16 protein-coding genes and 1 pseudogene are annotated in these 18,012 nt (G+C 71.9%); 3 read left to right on the top strand and 14 right to left on the bottom strand.

Translation table 11 applies throughout. The features are described from left to right. Nucleotides 1–2: 2 nt before the first annotated feature. From ybeY to PV963_RS14980, 4 genes are all read right to left on the bottom strand, one after another. Nucleotides 3–500 carry an rRNA maturation RNase YbeY gene (gene ybeY, locus PV963_RS14965; RefSeq protein ID WP_274816207.1) on the bottom strand — a complete coding sequence of 166 codons (498 nt, stop codon included), beginning with the start codon at nucleotides 498–500 and terminating at the stop codon, nucleotides 3–5. Between the two features lie 14 nt (nucleotides 501–514). Beyond that, entirely contained in the window at nucleotides 515–1,582 is a 1,068-nt protein-coding gene (locus tag PV963_RS14970) for a PhoH family protein (protein ID WP_082319753.1), read from the bottom strand. A 218-nt stretch (nucleotides 1,583–1,800) separates the two neighbouring features. Next, nucleotides 1,801–2,937 (bottom strand): carbohydrate kinase family protein, encoded by a 1,137-nt coding sequence (locus PV963_RS14975; protein ID WP_274816209.1) that lies wholly within the window; start codon nucleotides 2,935–2,937, stop codon nucleotides 1,801–1,803. 139 nt (nucleotides 2,938–3,076) lie between these two features. Further along, nucleotides 3,077–4,372: a glucarate dehydratase family protein gene (locus PV963_RS14980; RefSeq protein ID WP_274816210.1), complete on the bottom strand. Its 1,296-nt coding sequence runs from the start codon at nucleotides 4,370–4,372 to the stop codon at nucleotides 3,077–3,079. Nucleotides 4,373–4,554: 182 nt separating this feature from the next. Here PV963_RS14980 and PV963_RS14985 point away from each other — a divergent pair. Further along, nucleotides 4,555–4,638: pseudogene (locus PV963_RS14985) on the top strand (IclR family transcriptional regulator); the annotation flags it as partial. A gap of 206 nt (nucleotides 4,639–4,844) precedes the next feature. Further along, nucleotides 4,845–6,158, top strand: a complete 1,314-nt coding sequence (locus tag PV963_RS14990; RefSeq protein WP_274816212.1) for an MFS transporter — start codon at nucleotides 4,845–4,847, stop codon at nucleotides 6,156–6,158. 13 nt (nucleotides 6,159–6,171) lie between these two features. Here the strand turns inward: PV963_RS14990 and PV963_RS14995 are convergent, their stop codons facing one another. The 10 genes from PV963_RS14995 to hrcA all read right to left on the bottom strand — a co-directional run bounded on the left by PV963_RS14995 (nucleotide 6,172) and on the right by hrcA (nucleotide 17,100). Continuing rightward, nucleotides 6,172–7,164 carry an adenosine deaminase gene (locus PV963_RS14995; RefSeq protein WP_274816213.1) on the bottom strand — a complete coding sequence of 331 codons (993 nt, stop codon included), beginning with the start codon at nucleotides 7,162–7,164 and terminating at the stop codon, nucleotides 6,172–6,174. Nucleotides 7,165–7,184: 20 nt separating this feature from the next. Next, complete coding sequence (locus PV963_RS15000; RefSeq protein ID WP_274816214.1) at nucleotides 7,185–8,090, bottom strand: ribonuclease Z; 906 nt, start codon at nucleotides 8,088–8,090, stop codon at nucleotides 7,185–7,187. Between the two features lie 6 nt (nucleotides 8,091–8,096). Then, nucleotides 8,097–8,450: a histidine triad nucleotide-binding protein gene (locus tag PV963_RS15005; RefSeq protein ID WP_274816215.1), complete on the bottom strand. Its 354-nt coding sequence runs from the start codon at nucleotides 8,448–8,450 to the stop codon at nucleotides 8,097–8,099. A gap of 100 nt (nucleotides 8,451–8,550) precedes the next feature. Next, the gene (locus PV963_RS15010) at nucleotides 8,551–11,751 is read right to left on the bottom strand and encodes a S41 family peptidase (protein ID WP_274816216.1); all 3,201 of its coding nucleotides are present in this window, start codon (nucleotides 11,749–11,751) and stop codon (nucleotides 8,551–8,553) included. A gap of 45 nt (nucleotides 11,752–11,796) precedes the next feature. Further along, a complete protein-coding gene (locus PV963_RS15015) occupies nucleotides 11,797–12,354 on the bottom strand; it encodes a hypothetical protein (RefSeq protein ID WP_274816217.1) in 558 nt (185 codons plus the stop codon). A gap of 111 nt (nucleotides 12,355–12,465) precedes the next feature. After that, nucleotides 12,466–12,858 carry a VOC family protein gene (locus tag PV963_RS15020; RefSeq protein WP_274816218.1) on the bottom strand — a complete coding sequence of 131 codons (393 nt, stop codon included), beginning with the start codon at nucleotides 12,856–12,858 and terminating at the stop codon, nucleotides 12,466–12,468. A gap of 17 nt (nucleotides 12,859–12,875) precedes the next feature. Further along, nucleotides 12,876–13,616, bottom strand: a complete 741-nt coding sequence (locus PV963_RS15025) for a 16S rRNA (uracil(1498)-N(3))-methyltransferase (protein WP_274816219.1) — start codon at nucleotides 13,614–13,616, stop codon at nucleotides 12,876–12,878. Further along, complete coding sequence (locus PV963_RS15030) at nucleotides 13,613–14,734, bottom strand: nitronate monooxygenase (protein WP_274816220.1); 1,122 nt, start codon at nucleotides 14,732–14,734, stop codon at nucleotides 13,613–13,615. The genes PV963_RS15025 and PV963_RS15030 overlap by 4 nt, the downstream gene beginning before the upstream one ends. Nucleotides 14,735–14,947: 213 nt before the next feature. After that, nucleotides 14,948–16,084 carry a molecular chaperone DnaJ gene (dnaJ, locus tag PV963_RS15035; protein ID WP_274816221.1) on the bottom strand — a complete coding sequence of 379 codons (1,137 nt, stop codon included), beginning with the start codon at nucleotides 16,082–16,084 and terminating at the stop codon, nucleotides 14,948–14,950. Then, nucleotides 16,084–17,100, bottom strand: coding sequence for a heat-inducible transcriptional repressor HrcA (hrcA, locus tag PV963_RS15040; RefSeq protein ID WP_010042039.1), 1,017 nt, complete (start codon nucleotides 17,098–17,100; stop codon nucleotides 16,084–16,086). The genes dnaJ and hrcA overlap by 1 nt, the downstream gene beginning before the upstream one ends. A gap of 171 nt (nucleotides 17,101–17,271) precedes the next feature. On the opposite strand from hrcA, the gene PV963_RS15045 reads away from it, so the two are divergent. Next, a complete protein-coding gene (locus PV963_RS15045; protein WP_274816222.1) occupies nucleotides 17,272–18,003 on the top strand; it encodes an MBL fold metallo-hydrolase in 732 nt (243 codons plus the stop codon). Nucleotides 18,004–18,012: the final 9 nt, after the last annotated feature.

Consider the following 18,012-nt stretch of genomic DNA (forward strand, 5'->3'; position numbering starts at 1 on the left):
CGCTACGAGACCGTCGGCGCCGGGGACGGGCCGGTCAGGCCCCGCTCCGCGCGCCAGCCGTCCACGATGGCCGCCTGGAGGCCGAACATCTCGGCCTTCTCGTCCGGTTCCTCGTGGTCGTAGCCCAGCAGGTGCAGCACGCCGTGGACGGTGAGCAGCTGGAGCTCCTCGTCCATGGAGTGCTGCGTGTCCGCTTCCTTGCCCTGCTTCTCCGCGACCTCGGGGCACAGCACGATGTCGCCGAGCAGCCCATGCGGCGGCTCGTCGTCGTCCTTGGACGGCGGGCGCAGCTCGTCCATCGGGAAGGACATGACATCCGTGGGGCCCGGCAGGTCCATCCACTGGATGTGCAGCTGCTCCATGGCGGCGGCGTCCACGACGATCACCGAGAGCTCGGAGAGCGGGTGGATGCGCATCCGCGCCAGCGCGTAACGGGCGATGTCGAGGATCGCCTGCTCGTCGACCTCGGTGCCGGACTCGTTGTTGACGTCGATCGACATGGTGCTGTGCTTGTCTACTTCCCCTTGTGCCCGGACTTGCCGCGGCTCTTGTGCGCGCCGTTCTGGGTGCCGTGCTTGGTGTCGTACTGCTCGTACGCGTCGACGATACGGCCCACCAGCTTGTGCCGGACCACGTCGTGGGACGACAAGCGGGAGAAATGGACGTCCTCGACGCCGTCCAGGATGTCCTGCACCTGGCGCAGACCGCTCTTCGTCCCGTCCGGGAGGTCGACCTGCGTCACGTCACCCGTGATCACGATCTTCGAGTCGAAGCCGAGGCGGGTGAGGAACATCTTCATCTGCTCGGGGCTGGTGTTCTGGGCCTCGTCCAGGATGATGAAGGCGTCATTGAGGGTACGGCCCCGCATATATGCCAGCGGCGCGACCTCGATCGTGCCCGCCGCCATCAGCCTGGGGATGGAGTCCGGGTCGAGCATGTCGTGCAGCGCGTCGTAGAGCGGGCGCAGGTACGGGTCGATCTTCTCGTAGAGCGTGCCCGGGAGGAAGCCGAGCCGCTCACCCGCCTCGACCGCCGGGCGGGTCAGGATGATGCGGTTGACCTGCTTGGACTGCAGGGCCTGCACCGCCTTGGCCATCGCCAGGTAGGTCTTGCCGGTACCCGCCGGGCCGATACCGAAGACGATCGTGTGCTTGTCGATCGCGTCCACGTAACGCTTCTGGTTGAGCGTCTTGGGGCGGATCGTGCGGCCTCGCGAGGACAGGATGTTCTGCGTGAGCACCTGGGCCGGGGTCTCCTGGCCGTCGCTCTCCCCGTTCTCGCTCGCCTTGAGCATGGCGATCGAGCGTTCCACTGCGTCCTCCGTCATCGGCTGTCCGGTGCGGAGCACCAGCATCATCTCATCGAACACGCGGGCGATGAGGGCGACGTCCACAGGGTCGCCGACCGCGCTGATCTCATTGCCCCGGACGTGGATGTCGGCCGCCGGGAAGGCCTTCTCGATCACGCGCAGGAGGGCGTCGCCGGACCCCAGCACCGTCACCATGGGGTGCTGGGCGGGGACGGTGAACTGTGCTCTCGCCTGCTCCTGCGCGGGGGTGTGAGCTGTGGGTGTCTGTGTCATGGGCCGGCGCTGAAGGCCTGCGGTTCCTCCTCTTCACGGCCGCGTAGCTGAGGGCGGCCTCGCGATTCCCAGGGTACGACGGGGGACTGACAACGCCGTAGGGGTTTTGGGGTGGGGTTTGCAACCAGGGGCGACAGCGGCTCTCGACCGGGTTATTCGAGTGGTGGGTGGACATAGGCCGGGGTCCAGGGGCGGAGCCCCCTGGTCGGCCAGGACGGTCATGCCGAGCGCCGGAACCCGATCGTCGGCACGGCCCGCCGCAAGGGCCAGGGCCTGACCAACTCCTCCGACACAAGCCCCGCCAGGAACCCGTACCGCCGCAACGCCGCCGGATCCTGCCCCTCCACCGACTGCACCCGCCGCCACCACGCCGCGATCTCCGACCACCCCGGCGCCGACAACGACCCCCCGAACTCCTGCACCGACAGCGCCGCGGTCAGCCCGGCGAAGGCCAGCCGGTCCGCCAGCGGCCAGTCCGCCAGCGTGCCGGTGACGAACCCGGCGACGAACACGTCCCCCGCCCCCGTCGGATCGAGCGCCGCGACCTCGATCGCCGGCACCTCCGCCGTCTCCCCCGTGCGCCGGTCCACCGCGTACGCGCCGTCCGCCCCGAGCGTGACCACCGCGAGCGGCACGTACTCGGTCAGCGCGTGCGCCGCCGCCCTTGGGCAGTCCGCGCCCGTGTACCGCATGGCCTCCTCCGCGTTCGGCAGGAAGGCCTCGCAGTGCCGCAGGTCGGGCAGCGCCGCCAGGTCCCAGGCACCCGTGTCGTCCCAGCCGACGTCGCCGAAGACCCGCGTGCCCTTGCTCGCGGCCTGGGCGATCCAGGGCGCGCTCACGCCGGGGGCGAGGGAGGCGACGGCGGCACGCGAGCGGGGCGGGCACTCGGGGGCGGGCTCCTCCGGGGGCGGCTCGTGGCCGTGCGAGACCATCGTGCGCTCCCCCTCGTAGGCCATGGAGACCGTCACCGGGGAGTGCCAGCCGGGCACCGTGCGCGACGGGGAGAGGTCGATGCCCTCGCCGTGCTCCAGGGCGTCCCAGCAGTAGTCGCCGTAGTGGTCGTCGCCGAAGGCCGCCGCGAGGGACGTCCTGAGGCCGAGGCGGGCCAGCGCGGTGGCCATGTTGGCGACGCCTCCGGGGCTCGACCCCATTCCGCGCGCCCAGGACTCGGTCCCGCGCACCGGGGCGGAGTCGAGCCCGGTGAAGATGATGTCGAGGAAGACGGTGCCGGTGAGATAGACGTCCCAGGGCGGGTCGTCCGGCGCGCGCAGCGGGGCGAGGGGATCGACCTGGGTCTGACGGTGCGATCCCTTTCCGGCCGGGCCCTTTCCTGCCGGGGCGGTGGACGCGATCACGATGCGCTCCCTGACGTGGTGCGGACCAGGCCAGTGTGCACCACACCACCGACAACGTGACGCCGATCACGCCGGACCCACCCGTTCCGTCAGCTCGCGCCGGCCCCCGCGCGCCCCCTGGGCGACCGGTGAGCCGGCACTACCAGCGGGGCATCGAGGGCGTCACCCACTCCGGGTCGGCGACCCGCATGGCCGCCGCGTCGTCGCGGTCCCGCAGCGCACCGTCGTCCAGCCACCGCCGGTGCAGTACGGCCAGCCGCTCACGGTCGAGTTCCACGCCGAGCCCGGGCGCGTCGGACACGGTCACCTTGCCGCCCTCGAAGCCGAGCCGCTCGGTGAGCACGTCCTCCGACTGCCAGGGGTAGTGGGAGTCGCAGGCGTGGTGGAGGTTCGGGACGGTGGCCGCCACGTGGGTCATCGCGGCGAGCGAGATGCCCAGGTGGGTGTTGGAGTGCATCGACACGCCGACGCCGAAGGTGCGGCAGACGGCGGCGAGCTGCTGGGTGTTGCGCAGCCCGCCCCAGTAGTGGTGGTCGGAGAGCACCACCTGGACGGCGCCGCCGGCGCCCCTGGTGAACGCCTCCTTGATCTCGGCGAAGGTCGTCACGCACATGTTGGTGGCGAGCGGCACCCCGGTCCGCTCGGCGACCTCGGCCATGGCGGGGGTGCCGAGGGTCGGGTCCTCCAGGTACTCCAGGACGTCCCCGAGTTCCCGCGCCACCTTCAGCGAGGTCTCCAGGGACCAGGCGCCGTTGGGGTCGAGCCGCAGCGGGTGCCCGGGGAACGCCTCGGCGAGCGCCCGGACGGCCGCGATCTCCTCGTCGGGCGGGAAGACACCGCCCTTGAGCTTGAAGGAGGTGAAGCCGTACCGCTCGGTGAACCGGCGGGCCTGTGCCACTACGCCGGCCGGGTCGACGGCGGCTCCCCAGTCGTCCTTCTCGCAGGCGACGCCCTCCGGGTGCTCGGCCCACTTGTAGAACAGGTACGCGCTGTACTCGACGGCGTCGCGCACCTTGCCGCCGAGCAGCGCGTGCACGGGCAGCCCGAGGGTCTTGCCGAGGGCGTCGAGGCAGGCGACCTCGAAGGCGGAGACGACGGACAGCCGCAGCTTGTCGGCGGTCTGGACGCCGCGCAGCCCGCCGACGTCGACGGCGTTCTCGACCCGGGAGGCGTCCACCGCGACCCGGTCCGCGACCGTGAACAGCCCGTTCAGGTCGCTGACCTGCCGTCCCTTCAGCCGCTCGGCGAAGGGCCGGGCCAGCTCCAGGTACTTGGTGTCGCCGTAGGTCTCCCCCACGCCCGTCACCCCGTCCGCCGTGACGACCTCGACGATCAGCCGGGGCGTGTACGGCTGGTGCACGCCCTGCGTGTTCAGCAGCGGCGGGTCCGCGACCAGGATCGGAGTCAGCCGTACGTCGGTGATGGCGAGGTTCACGGAGCGGCTCCTACGAGGTCGAGTCCCGCGGTGAGCGCGAGCATCCCCCCATGTAGACATCATCTACGTATGAGAATGGAGATTAAATACGCGAACAAGGACCGTCAACCGCCCGAAGCGGCCCGATTACCGGTGAACCTTGCGTGAGAGCCCAGGCGTCACGTCCCGGACGCGGAACTGCCGAGGAGCGGATCGTCGCCGTGATGCGCGAGATCCGGGCGAAGGTGGAAGCGACGGTTCCAGGGGCCGGGTCGATGCACTGGCGTTGGCGAGAACGCCCACGACGCCTTGCGAAAGGCGCTCGTTTACCCGGACTTCACCGCACCAAACACAACGTGCGCCACATCACACCCTCCGGGTTAACTCGTACGACTACTTGCTTGATACAAATTGCCCGCGCGTTCCTGTCCGTCGACGGTCGTCGCCCAATCCCCCTTCTCCCCCGCTCCTTTCGCACGCCCTGGGAACGCCCGTGTTCGCCCCCCGCACCACCCCCTGGCCCCTCGTCGCCCTTTTCACGGCCGGGTACCTCGCCCCGTATCTGCTGCCGACCACCGTCGGCAGACTCGACTCGGGCCTTCCGCTCTCCGCCACCCAGGCCGGCGCCGTCGGCAGCGCTCTGCTGCTGAGTTCGGCGACCGCCGGATTCGCCCTGGCCTCACGGGTCGAACGGATCGGGGCCCGCACCCTCGCCCGGCTCGGGCTCGCGCTGGCCCTGCTCGGCTACGGCGTTGCCGCACTGACCACCGCCGTCCCGGCCGTCGTCGCAGGCGCGGTCCTCGGCGGGTTCGGCTCCGGCACGGCCACCACCGTCGCCGCCACCCTCATCGCCGCGCAGAGGGATCCGCACCGGGCCTCCACGGCCGGTCTGCTCACCGTCTCCGCCCTCGCGGGCGCCGTGTATCTGACGGTCCCGCACCTCGGTCCGGGGCACGGCCTGCCCCTGGCCGCGATCGCCCTCACGGCCCTGGCCGTGTGGCCGCTGACCGGCCGCCTGCCCGCCGGTACGCCCGCCACGCCCACGCGGCACCACAAGGCACGGCTGCCACACGCCCGTTCGGGCCTGGTGCTGGCCGCCGCCATGGTGTGCTGGTCGCTCGCCCAGAACTCCCTGTGGGGCGTGAGCGGACAGATCGGACTGACCCAGGCCCACCTCGGCGAGGCCACCGTCGGTGCCGTCTTCGCCGTGGCGCTGGGCGCCGGACTGACCGGGGTCCTCGCGGCCGGCGCGCTCGGGGCGCGGCTGGGACGCGCGGTGCCGATCGGGGCGGGCACGGTCCTCATCGCCGGCTGCATCGTGCTCAGCGCCTCCGCGACCGACCTGGTGAGCTTCGCGACCGGCGAGATCGCCTGGAACACCCTGTATCCGGTGGTGCTGTCGTACCTGATCGGGCTCGCCGCCTCGCTGGACCCGCGTGGCCGCTGGGCCGTGCTCGTCGGCTCGGCGTCCTCGCTGGGCACGGCCGCCGGGCCGCTCACCGGCAGTGTGCTGTCGGCGCAGGCCGGCTTCCCGGTCATGGGCGCGATCCTGGCCGCCGGTCTGCTGGTGGTCGCCCTGCCGATGACCGCTGTCGCCCTGCACACGAGCGGACGCCCGCTGCTTGCCGGGGCGATCCGCCGCCGCGGCGGCCACCCGGCCGCCCTGGTCGCCGCCACCACGGGCACCCGCACCGGCGCGGTCCCCGAGATCGGCGCTCCGGAACAGCCGGTGGTGGAGATCCCCCTGGACACCCCGGCCGTCCCGGCCCAGCGCGCCTACGGCAAGGCAGGGTCGGAGGTCCTGTGAGGCCGCGGGTTCCTCAGCGGAACTCGTAGGCCTCCACCTCGGCGAGATACCGCGCCCGCAACTCCTCGTCGTCCTCCAGGAACGAGGCGAGGAAGGAGTTGCGGGCGAGCTCGCGCAGCCGCTCCTCGCCCAGGCCGAGGGTGTCGCGCACGGCGTCGAAGTTGTCACCGGCGTACCCGCCGAAGTAGGCCGGGTCGTCCGAGTTGACCGTGCACATGAGGCCGGCGTCCAGCATGGCGGGCAGCGGATGGTCGGCGAGGGTGTCGACGGTCCGCAGCCGGACGTTCGACAGGGGGCACAGCGTCAGCGGCACCCGCTCCCGCACCAGCCGCTCCACCAGCGCCGGGTCCTCCACGCAGCGCAGCCCGTGGTCGACCCGCTCGACGCCGAGGACGTCCAGGGCCTCGGTGATGTACTCCGGCGGCCCCTCCTCACCGGCGTGCGCGACCCGCCTGAGGCCGAGCGCGGCGGCGGCCTCGTACACCTCGCGGAACTTCGCCGGCGGATGCCCGACCTCGGCCGAGTCGAGGCCGACGCCGGTGATCCGGTCCAGGTACGGCTTGGCCGCCTGAAGGGCCGCCAGGGCCGACTCGGCGGACTCGTCGCGCAGGAAGCACATGATCAGCCGGGTCGAGACGCCGTGCTGTGACTCGCTGTCGCCCAGCGCCCGCCACAGCCCCTCGACGACCGTGCCGAGTTCCAGCCCGCGGCTGGTGTGGGCCTGCGGGTCGAAGAAGATCTCCGCGTGCCGCACGCCCTGGGCGGCGGCGCGTTCGAGGTAGGCGTTCGCGAGGTCCTCGAAGTCCCGCTCGGTGCGCAGGACGGCCATGAGCTCGTAGTACAGGTTCAAGAACGACTGGAGGTCCTCGAACCGGTACGCCTCGCGCAGCTCGTCCGTGTCCGCGTACGGCAGCGTGACGCCATTGCGCGCGGCGAGCTCGAAAGCAAGTTCCGGTTCCAGGGTGCCTTCGATATGAAGGTGCAGTTCGGCTTTGGGGAGGGACATCAATTCATCGTACGGGCGTACTACCGACGCTTCGGGACCGGCACCCGCAGCAGATCGTGCGCCACGGTCAGCTCCCCCTCGTACCCCGCCGCCCGTGCCTGCCGCTCGAACTCCTCCGGGTCGTGGTAGCGCTGGCTGAAGTGGGTCAGCACGAGGTGCCGCACACCGCCGTCCCGGGCCACCCGCGCGGCCTGACTCGCCGTCAGATGGCCGTGCTCCACGGCGAGTTGCTCGTCCTCGTCGAGGAAGGTCGACTCGATGACGAGCATGTCGCAGCCCTCGGCGAGCTCGTACACCCCGTCGCACAGCCGGGTGTCCATGACGAACGCGAACCGCTGCCCGCGCCGCACCTCGCTGACGTCGTCGAGCGATACCCCGCCGAGCGACCCCTCGCGCTGGATCCGGCCGACGTCCGGCCCCTTGATGCCGTACGCGGCGAGCCGCTCGGGCAGCATGCGGCGGCCGTCGTGCTCGATGATCCGGTAGCCGTACGACTCGATCGAGTGCGACAGTCTGCGGGCGTCCAGCGTGTACGACGGCGTGACCGCGAGCACGCCGTCCCCGTCGGCCGGGGCCTCGGTGATGAAGACGGTCGCGCGGTAGGGCGTGGCGAACTGGAGCCGCTCGTAGAAGCGCTGCCCGGACTTCGGGTAGTGGGCGGTGATCTCGTGCGGCACCTGGTCGAGGTTGATGCGCTGGATGACCCCGGGCAAGCCCAGTGCGTGGTCGCCGTGGAAGTGCGTGACGCAGAGCCGGTTCAGGTCGTGCGCGGCGACCCCGGCACGCACCATCTGGCGCTGCGTGCCCTCGCCGGGGTCGAACAGGATGCCCTCGCCGTCCCAGCGGAGCAGGTAGCCGTTGTGGTTGCGGTGGCGGGTCGGGACCTGGCTGGCGGTGCCGAGCACCACGAGTTCGCGTACGGACAAGGCTGATTACCCCGGAGGCCAGTCGAGGCCGCGGCCGCCGAGCACGTGACCGTGCACGTGCCAGACCGTCTGGCCGGCGCCGCTGCCGGTGTTGAACACGAGGCGGTAGCTGTCCAGCTTGTCCTCGTCGGCGACGGCCTGGGCCTCGCGGAGCACGTCCGCGGTGAGGGACGGGTCGGCGGCGGCGAGTGCGGCGGCGTTCTCGTAGTGCGCCTTGGGGATGATCAGGACGTGGGTGGGGGCCTGGGGGTTGATGTCGCGGAACGCGACGGTGGTGTCCGTCTGGCGGACGATCGTCGCCGGGATGGTTCCGGCGACGATTTTGCAGAACAGGCAGTCGCCCTGTGGCTCCCCTGCCATTTTTCCTCCGGGGGTTGACCGAATGTGGGTGTCCGACTCGGGCATCGTATCGTCGTCGGGTGCGGGTGGTTTGTGGCTGGTCGCGCAGTTCCTCGCGCCCCTAAGTAGGCAGGCCTGGGGGCGTCTTTGCGGGTACTGTCTCCAGGCTTTCGAGCGCCATGCGAATGGCCTCGTCCAGTTGGGCGTCCCTGCCCGCCACGTAGTCCTGCGGACGCTGCACCACCTCCACGTCCGGATCGACCCCGTGGTTCTCCACCCCCCACTCGTAGCCCTCCAGCCAGAAGGCGTACTTGGGTTGGGTCACCAGGGTGCCGTCCACCAACCGGTACCGGCTGTCGATGCCGATGACGCCGCCCCAGGTGCGGGTGCCGACGACCGGGCCCAGGCCGAGAGCCTTGATCGCGGCGTTGACGATGTCGCCGTCGGAGCCGGAGAACTCGTTGGCGACGGCCACGACGGGGCCGCGGGGGGCGTCCTCGGGGTAGCTGTAGGGGCGCATGCCGCGGGGGACGGCCCATCCGACGATGCGGCGGGCGAGTTTCTCGACGACCAGCTGGGAGGTGTGGCCGCCGCGGTTCTCGCGGACGTCGACGACCAGACCCTCGCGGGCGACCTCGACGCGCAGGTCGCGGTGGATCTGGGCCCAGCCGGGCGCCTGCATGTCCGGGACGTGCAGGTATCCGAGGCGGCCGCCGGACTTCTCGTGGACGTAGGCGCGCCGGTCGGCGACCCAGGCGTGGTACCGCAGCGGCTCCTCGTCCGCGACCGGGACGACGACGGCGTGCCGCGGGTCGCCGCCGCCGGACGGGGAGATGGTCAGCTCGACCGGCTTGCCCGCCGTGCCGATCAGCAGCGGGCCGGGCCCTGCCACCGGGTCGACCGGCTGTCCGGCGATCGCGAGGATGGCGTCCCCGGGGCGTACGGCGACGCCGGGCGCGGCCAGCGGGCTGCGGGCGTCCGGGTCGGAGGTCTCGGAGGGCAGGATGCGGTCGACGCGCCAACTGCCGTCCTCGTGGCGGGAGATGTCGGCGCCGAGCAGGCCCTGGCGGGGACCGCCGCCGAATCCCCCGCGCGGGGTGACGTAGGCGTGCGAGGTGCCGAGTTCGCCCTGCACCTCCCACAGCAGGTCGACCAGGTCGTCGTGGGTGGCGAGCCGGTCCACGACCGGCCGGTAGCGGTCGAGGACGCCGGCCCAGTCGACGCCGCTCATGTCCGGCCGCCAGAAGTGGTCCCGCATGATGCGGCCGTTCTCGTCGAACATCTGCCGCCACTCGGCGGCCGGGTCGACGAACTGGCGTACGCGGCCCAGGTCGACGGTGATGTTGGTGTCGCTGTCGTCGTCGTTCGAGGCGCGCCGGTCGCTGGGGACGACCTTCAGCCGCCCGTCGGTCCACAGCAGCACCCGCTTGCCGTCGCCGCTGACCTCGAAGTGGTCGGCGTCGACGGCGAGATGCTCGACGCGCTGCTGGGCGAGGTCGTACCGCTCCAGCTCGGACTTGGGGTCGGGGTCGTCCGGGGTGGCCCGGGACGCGCCGAGCACACCGGCGACCGGGTGGCGCAGCCACAGGACGCCGTCCTTGGCGGCCCGCAGGTTGGAGTAGCGGGCGGCCTCGACCGGGAAGGGCACGATGCGGTCGGCGAGGCCTTCGAGGTCGATGCGCGTGGTGGGGGTGCCCTCGCTGTCGGGGGTCTCCTCCCGGTCGGGCGTCTCGAAGGACCGGCCGTGCCGCTGCGGCCCGAACGGGGAGGGTGTGGTGGCCGCGAGCGTGATCAGATGCGGCCGGGCGCCCTCCACGAAGGCCAGGTCGAAGACGTGCTCGTCGTAGACCGGGTCGAAGGAGCGGGTCGACAGGAACGCGAGGTGCTTGCCGTCCGTCGTGAACGCCGGCGCGTAGTCCTGGAAGCGCAGCGGGGTCGCCTCGGTGACCGACAGGTCGGTGGTGTTGGCGAGCTTCAGCTGGCACAGGGGCCGCGGACCGGGGTGGGACCAGGCGAGCCAGGAGGAGTCGGGCGAGAAGACGAGCCCGGACACATCACCGTCCTCGCTGCGGTCGACCTCCCGCACCTCACCCGTCTCCCTCTCGACGAGCAGCAGGCGCCCGTCGTGGGAGGCCACGGCCGCGCGGCTGCCGTCCGGTGCCATGGCGAGGTCCAGCACCCTGCCGAGCTGCCCGGCGGCGAGCCGGCGCGGTGTCGCACCCGGGGCGAGGCCGGTGGCGGGCGCGAACTCCAGGGCGTCGTCGCCCTCGGCGTCCGTCACCCACACCACCCATTCCTCGCCGTCCGCGCGGAACGCCCGCGGCAGCCGGGCCCGCACCCCGGGCGTCGCGGCCAGGGCGCGGGCCGGGCCGGAACGGTGGGTGACCCAGTGGACGCAGCCGCGTACGGACACGGCGCTGCCGCGCGCGGTGTGGTCCGGGGACGCCGACCCGAACCAGCGGGAGGCGTTCACCGGGAACGGCTGGAGATCGACGCGCTGGCCGCCGAGCCGCACCTCCAGCCGCCGCGGCTCGGCCCCGTCCAGGTCGTCCAGCACCCACAGCTCACCGGCACTGGAGTAGACGACACGGGTGCCGTCGGTCGCGGCATGCCGGGCGTAGAAGCCGTCGAGCGGGGTGTGCCGACGCAGGTCGGACCCGTCGGCGAGGGAGGAGTACAGCGCGCCGGTGCCCTCGTGGTCGGACAGGAAGGCGACTCGCTCCCCCACCCACAGCGGGTACTCGATGTTCCCGTCCACCCCCTCGTGGAGCCGTACGAACTCGCCGTCTCCATCAGGGTCGATCCACAACTTCCCGGCGGTACCGCCCCGATACCGCTTCCACCAGGCGGCCTCGCGCCCCATCGGCGCGGACAGCAGGACGACACTCGGCCCGTAGGCGATGTCACCGACCGGCCCGTACGGCAGGGTGGTGGCCGGGCCGCCGTCGAGCGGCACGGCACGCGCCCAGGTGCGGCGCAGGCTCGCCTGCCCCTGGGAGCTGATCGCGAGTACCTTGCCGTCCGGGGTCCAGCCACGCACCTGGGTCTTCAGACTGCCCCAGTGCGTCAGGCGCTTGGCGGGGCCGCCGTCGACCGGGGCGATGTGCACCTCGGGGGCGCCGTCGCGGGTCGAGGTCCAGGCGACGGTGGTGCCGTCGGGCGAGATACGGGGCAGGGTCACCGGCACGTTGTCGGCGCTGACCCGCCAGGCCCGTCCGCCGTCGAGAGGAGCGAGCCACACGTCGTCCTCGGCGGTGAAGGCGACCAGGTCACCGTGCACGTGGGGGAACCGGAGGTAAGCAGGCGATGCGGACTGTGTCACTCGATCACCCTATGCAGGGAGGACGTCGTGCGGACAGGGTTCGGATCACTTGCCCTCGACGGGGCGGCAGTCCGGGTACCGATCGCACCAGATGGTCTGTGTGACGGTCACGGTGACGGTGGGTCCTGGCTGCCCGTTCGAGGGCCCACCGCCCACGGGCGGCGGGCTGGTGGCGTTGCAGTCGCCGAGCCCGTCGACCTCGAACCACACCTTGCCGTCCACCTTGGCGGTGATGTTCCCGCGCACACAGGCGCCGTCCACGGCGTGGGTGACCTTGCCGTCGACCGTGATGTCCTTCCCGTCCTCCGTCTCACCCTCACAGTCGACGGTGGCGACGGTCTTCTCACTCGCCGAGGGCGACGGCTTCCCGCCCTGGCCGTTGTCCCCGTAGGAAGCGGTGCACGTCAGCCAACGCACGCCCGCCTTCTGCCGGTTGAGCTCCTTGGTCACGGCCTCGTCGGTGGTGTACGCGACGGACGCGGAGCTGATCCCGGCACCGGGTTCACACGCGACGGCGCCGCCGACGGCAGCCACCGCGAACGCCGCCGCGATCGCCACCCTACGGTTGCGCGGCCCTCGCCAAATCCTCCTCAATGCCCCCATGGAGGGCAGCCTGCCACCGTCGGGGGCGGGGCGGTAGAGCGCAAATGGCCACGCGGCGTTGATGCGGGGGCGGGGCGTTGCGCAGCCCGGCGTATGCGCCCGGCCAAGCCGTCAGCCGCGCAGCAGTAGCCACTCCTGGAGTTCCACCAGGTTGCCTTCCGGGTCCTTGAGGTGGGCGACGCGCAGGCGGTTGGTCAGGAGGGCCGGGCCGTGCAGGATCGTGGCGCCGCGCAGAGTGATCTCCTCGCAGTAGGCGTCCAGGGCGTCGACGCGCAGGACGACCAGGGAGCGGTGGCCGTTCGCCGTGTCGCCCAGCTCGTCCAGCATCTCGGCCATCATCGAGCGGTCCTGCAACGCGATCCCCGCGGATCCCACCGCGGGGCTGAACTTCTCGTACGGCCCGTCCACCGCCCCCGACTGCGGCTTGAGGCCGAGGACCTCGCCGTAGAAGTGGTAGCAGGCGGCGAAGTCGGTCACGAGCAGTCGTACCTGTGCGAGTTCCACGGTGCCTCCGAGAAGGGTCAGGTCCAGCGGCCGGTGCGAGCCAGGAGCACGGCCACGGCCGCGGTCCCGGCAGTCGATGTGCGCAGCACACTGCGCCCGAGGCGATACGCCTTGGCCCCCGCTTGTGCGAACAGCGCCAACTCCTCCGGCGCCACGCCCCCTTCGGGCCCCACCACCAGCACGATCTCACCGGACGACGGCAGTTCGGCCGTCGCCAGCGGCTCGTCCCCGCTCTCGTGCAGCACGGCGGCGAAGTCGGCACCGGCCAGCAGCGCAGCGACCTGCTTGGTCGTCGCCACCTCCGCGACCTCGGGGAACCGCACCCGGCGCGACTGCTTCCCGGCCTCCCGGGCCGTCGCCCTCCACTTCCCCAGCGCCTTCGCCCCGCGCTCGCCCTTCCACTGCGTGATGCAGCGCGCCGCCGCCCACGGCACGATCGCGTCGACGCCGACCTCGGTCATCGTCTCGACGGCCAGCTCCCCGCGGTCCCCCTTGGGCAGTGCCTGGACGACGGTCACCCCGGGCTGCTCCGGCGGCTCCTCGGTCACCGGGTCCAGCCGGACGATCAGCCGGTCCTTGCCCTCGGTGTCGAGCACGACACCGTCCGCCCACCGCCCGGCCCCGTCCGTGAGGACGACGTCCTCACCGGGCCGCAGCCGCTTCACGGAGACGGCGTGCCGTCCCTCCGGACCGTCGAGGACATGGCGTCCGCCCCCGGCCGAGTCGAAGTGCTCGACCACGAACACCGGAGCTGTCATCGGACTCCGCCTCCGCCCGACAACGCTGTCAGCGCCGCGGCGAGTTCACCGGCCAGCACCTCCACCAGCTGCCCGGCGGGCATCTCCCGCGCCATCCGGTGCCCCTGCCCGGCCCACAGCGCCATGCCCTGCGCGTCACCCGCCTTGGCGGCGGCCTTGCGCAGCGGCGAGGTGAGGTGGTGGATCTCGGGATAGGCGGCGGGCGCGTACGGGCCGTGCTCGCGCAGGAAGCGGTTGACCAGGCCGCGCGCCGGGCGCCCGGAGAAGGCCCGGGTCAACTCCGTACGCACGAACAGGGGGTTGGTCAGCGCCTGCTTGTGCACGGCGTTCGCCCCCGACTCGGCGGTGGCGAGGAACGCGGTGCCGAGCTGGGCCGCGCTCGCGCCCGCCGCGAGGACCGCGGCGATCTGACCGCCGCGCATGATGCCGCCGGCGGCGATGATCGGGATGCTCACGGCCTCCCGGATCTGGGCGACCAGCGACAGCAGCCCGATGCCGGAACCGTCCGTCTCGGGGATGTCCCGGTGCGTGCCCTGGTGGCCGCCGGCCTCGACGCCCTGCGCGATGACCGCGTCCGCGCCCGCGCGCTCGACGGCCCGGGCCTCGTCGGGGGTGGTCGCGGTGACCAGGACGAAGGTGCCGACCCGGTGCAGGGCGTCGACGACCTCCCGGGTCGGCGTGCCGAAGTGGAACGACACCACCGGCACGGGGTTGTCGCGCAGCACCGCGAGCTTGGTCTCGTAGCCGTCGTCCCGGCCGCTGTCGGGGTCGCCGAGCTCGGCCTCGTACCAGGAGGCCTCGCCGGCCAGCTGGTGGGCGTAGACGTCGATGGCGGCGGCATAAGGGGGCGCGGCGCCAGCCGCTCCGGTGGAGCCGGTGCTTGCACCGGGGTACTCCGGCTGCGGCATGAAGAGGTTCACTCCGAAGGGCCTGCCGGTGAGGCTGCGGAGCTGCTTGATCTCCTGGTACATCCCGTCGGCGGTCTTGTACCCGGCGGCGAGGAACCCGAGTCCGCCCGCCTCGCACACGGCGGCGGCGAGCTTCGGTACGGAGACGCCGCCCGCCATGGGGGCCTGCACGATCGGGTGCGGGAAGAGATCGGTCAGCGCGGAGGACATGACCGCATGTTGTCACGTCCTCCGAACAACTCCGAAACCGGCCTGCCGTGTGGCATAGACCAGAGGAAAAGCCACCCGTCGGCCTCCGGGGAGCCGACGTCAGCGCCCGTTGAACGCGTCCTTCAACCGAGAGAACAAACCTTGCTGCCCGGGCTGACTGTGCCTGCCCGGGGGCCGACCCCCGGACCCCCAGCAGTAGCCGGGCCGTCGGCATCACCGCCCGTTGAACGCGTCCTTCAACCGAGAGAACAACCCTTGCTGCCCGGGCTGGAACTGCCCCTGAGGCCGCTCCTCGCCGCGCAGTTTGGCCAGCTCGCGCAGGAGGCGCTCCTGCTCGACGTCGAGCTTGCTCGGGGTCTGGACCTCGACGTGGACGATGAGGTCGCCGCGTCCGCCGCCGCGCAGATGCGTGACACCGCGGCCGTGCAGCGGGATCGACTGGCCGGACTGGGTGCCGGGCCGGATGTCGACCTCCTCCAGGCCGTCCAGCGTCTCCAGCGGCACCTTCGTGCCGAGGGCGGCCGCGGTCATCGGGAGCGTGACCGTGCAGTGCAGGTCGTCGCCGCGCCGCTGGAACTGCGAGTGGGGCAGTTCGTGGATCTCGACGTACAGGTCGCCCGCGGGGCCGCCGCCGGGACCGACCTCGCCCTCGCCGGCGAGCTGGATGCGCGTGCCGTTGTCGACACCGGCGGGGATCTTCACGGTCAGCGTGCGGCGGGAGCGGACGCGGCCGTCGCCGGCGCACTCCGGGCAGGGGGTCGGGACGACCGTGCCGAAGCCCTGGCACTGCGGGCAGGGGCGGGACGTCATGACCTGGCCCAGGAAGGACCGGGTGACCTGCGACACCTCACCGCGGCCGCGGCACATGTCACACGTCTGCGCGGAGGTGCCCGGCGCCGCGCCCTCACCGTTGCAGGTGTTGCAGACGACCGCCGTGTCGACCTGGATGTCCTTCGTCGTGCCGAAGGCCGCCTCGTCGAGCTCGATCTCGATGCGGATCATGGCGTCCTGGCCGCGGCGGGTGCGCGAGCGCGGACCGCGCTGCGACGCCGTGCCGAAGAACGCGTCCATGATGTCGGAGAAGTTCCCGAAGCCGCCGGCCCCGAAGCCGCCCGCGCCGCCGCCTCCGGCCTGCGAGAGCGGGTCGCCGCCGAGGTCGTAGACCTGCTTCTTCTGCGGGTCCGACAGCACCTCGTAAGCGGCGTTGATCTCCTTGAACCGCTCCTGGGTCTTCGGATCGGGGTTGACGTCCGGGTGCAGCTCGCGCGCGAGCCGCCGGAAGGCCTTCTTGATCTCTTCCTGCGACGCGTCGCGGCGCACGCCGAGTACGGCGTAGTAGTCCGTGGCCACTACGACTCCGCCAGGATCTGTCCGACGTACCGTGCCACTGCGCGTACCGCTCCCATCGTTCCCGGGTAGTCCATGCGGGTCGGTCCGACCACGCCGAGCTTGGCGACAGCCTCGCCGCCCGAACCGTAGCCGACCGACACGACGGACGTGGAGTTGAGTCCTTCATGGGCGTTCTCATGACCGATACGTACGGTCACGCCCGGATCCTTCGCCTCGCCGAGCAGCTTGAGGAGCACGACCTGCTCCTCCAGCGCCTCCAGCACCGGCCGGATCGTGAGGGGGAAGTCATGACCGAAGCGGGTCAGATTGGCGGTGCCGCCGATCATCAGCCGCTCCTCGTTCTCCTCGACGAGTGTCTCCAGGAGAGTGGAGAGCACCGTGGAGACCGTACCCCGGTCCTCGTGCTCGAACGCCTCCGGCAGATCCTCCACCAGACTGGGCACATCCGTGAAACGGCGGTTCGCGACACGGCTGTTGAGCCGCGCGCGCAGATCCGCCAGCGAGGCCTCTCCGAAGGGCGCCGGGCAGTCGACCACGCGCTGCTCGACCCGCCCGGTGTCCGTGATCAGCACGAGCATCACGCGCGCGGGCGCGAGGGAGAGCAACTCCACATGCCGCACGGTCGAGCGGGTCAGCGACGGGTACTGCACGACGGCGACCTGGCGCGTGAGCTGCGCGAGCAGCCGCACCGTACGCGCCACGACGTCGTCGAGGTCGACGGCGCCCTCGAGGAAGTTCTGGATCGCGCGCCGCTCGGGCGCGGTCATCGGCTTCACGCCGGCCAGCTTGTCCACGAACAGCCGGTAGCCCTTGTCGGTGGGGATGCGCCCGGCGCTGGTGTGCGGCTGGGCGATGTACCCCTCGTCCTCCAGGGCCGCCATGTCGTTGCGGACGGTGGCCGGGGAGACGCCGAGGTTGTGCCGCTCGGTGAGGGCCTTGGAGCCCACCGGCTCCTCGGTGCCGACGTAGTCCTGGACGATGGCGCGCAGCACCTGAAGCCTGCGTTCACTGAGCATTCGCGCACACCTCCAGAAGTCGTCCGCCTGGTGTCCTGCCTGTCGTGCCTGGCACTCTGCGCGTGCGAGTGCCAGCATTCCCCGCCCAGTGTACGGCGGTGGGGTACACCCCCGGCAAGGCTGGTCGCGCGCTGTCGTGCCCCGGGCGGGGGTCACCGCTAGCGTCGCCGTATGACGGTGACTTGGGAAGAGCTCGGGTGGGAGCGGGTGGCCGCCGGGGTGGGGAGGTGTCGGCTTCCGGTGTGGGACTGCACGGCGGGGCTGGTCGCCGGTGAGGGCGCGGTACTCATGATCGACGCGGGGTCGAGCCCGGCCGAGGGCGCGCGGTTGCGCGAGCAGGCGCAGTCGCTCACCGGTGACCATGTGACGCATCTCGCGCTGACCCATCCCCACTTCGACCATGTCTTCGGGGCGGCGGCGTTCACGGACGCGGAGGTCTTCGGCGCGGTGGGCGTGGACGCGGTGCTGACGCGCGTACGGGACCGCGAGGAGCTGCGGGCGGACGCGGTGCGCAACGGCCTGGCGGAGACCACCGCGCAGGAGTCGGCGGACCGGCTGGTTCCGCCCCGCCACCTGGTCTCCGGGGAGTGGACCCTCGACCTGGGCGGCGGGCGCCAGGTGCTGCTGGCGAACGTGGGCCCCGGGCACACCGCGCACGATCTGGCGGTGCTGGTGCCGGGTGATCCGGAGGTGGTGTTCTGCGGCGATCTGGTCGAGGAGTCCGGCGAGCCGCAGGCGGGCCCCGACGCCGTGCCGTCGCACTGGCCGGCCGCCCTGGACCGGCTGCTCGACCTGGGCGGGCGGGACGCGCTGTACGTGCCCGGTCACGGAGCGGTGGTGGACGCGGCGTTCGTCCGCGCCCAGCGGGACACGCTGGCGGCGCGTTTCGGCGTGTCTCCGTGACCGCCCGCC

The sequence above is a fragment of the Streptomyces coeruleorubidus genome, from assembly GCF_028885415.1.
In the GTDB taxonomy this organism is placed as follows: domain Bacteria; phylum Actinomycetota; class Actinomycetes; order Streptomycetales; family Streptomycetaceae; genus Streptomyces; species Streptomyces coeruleorubidus_A.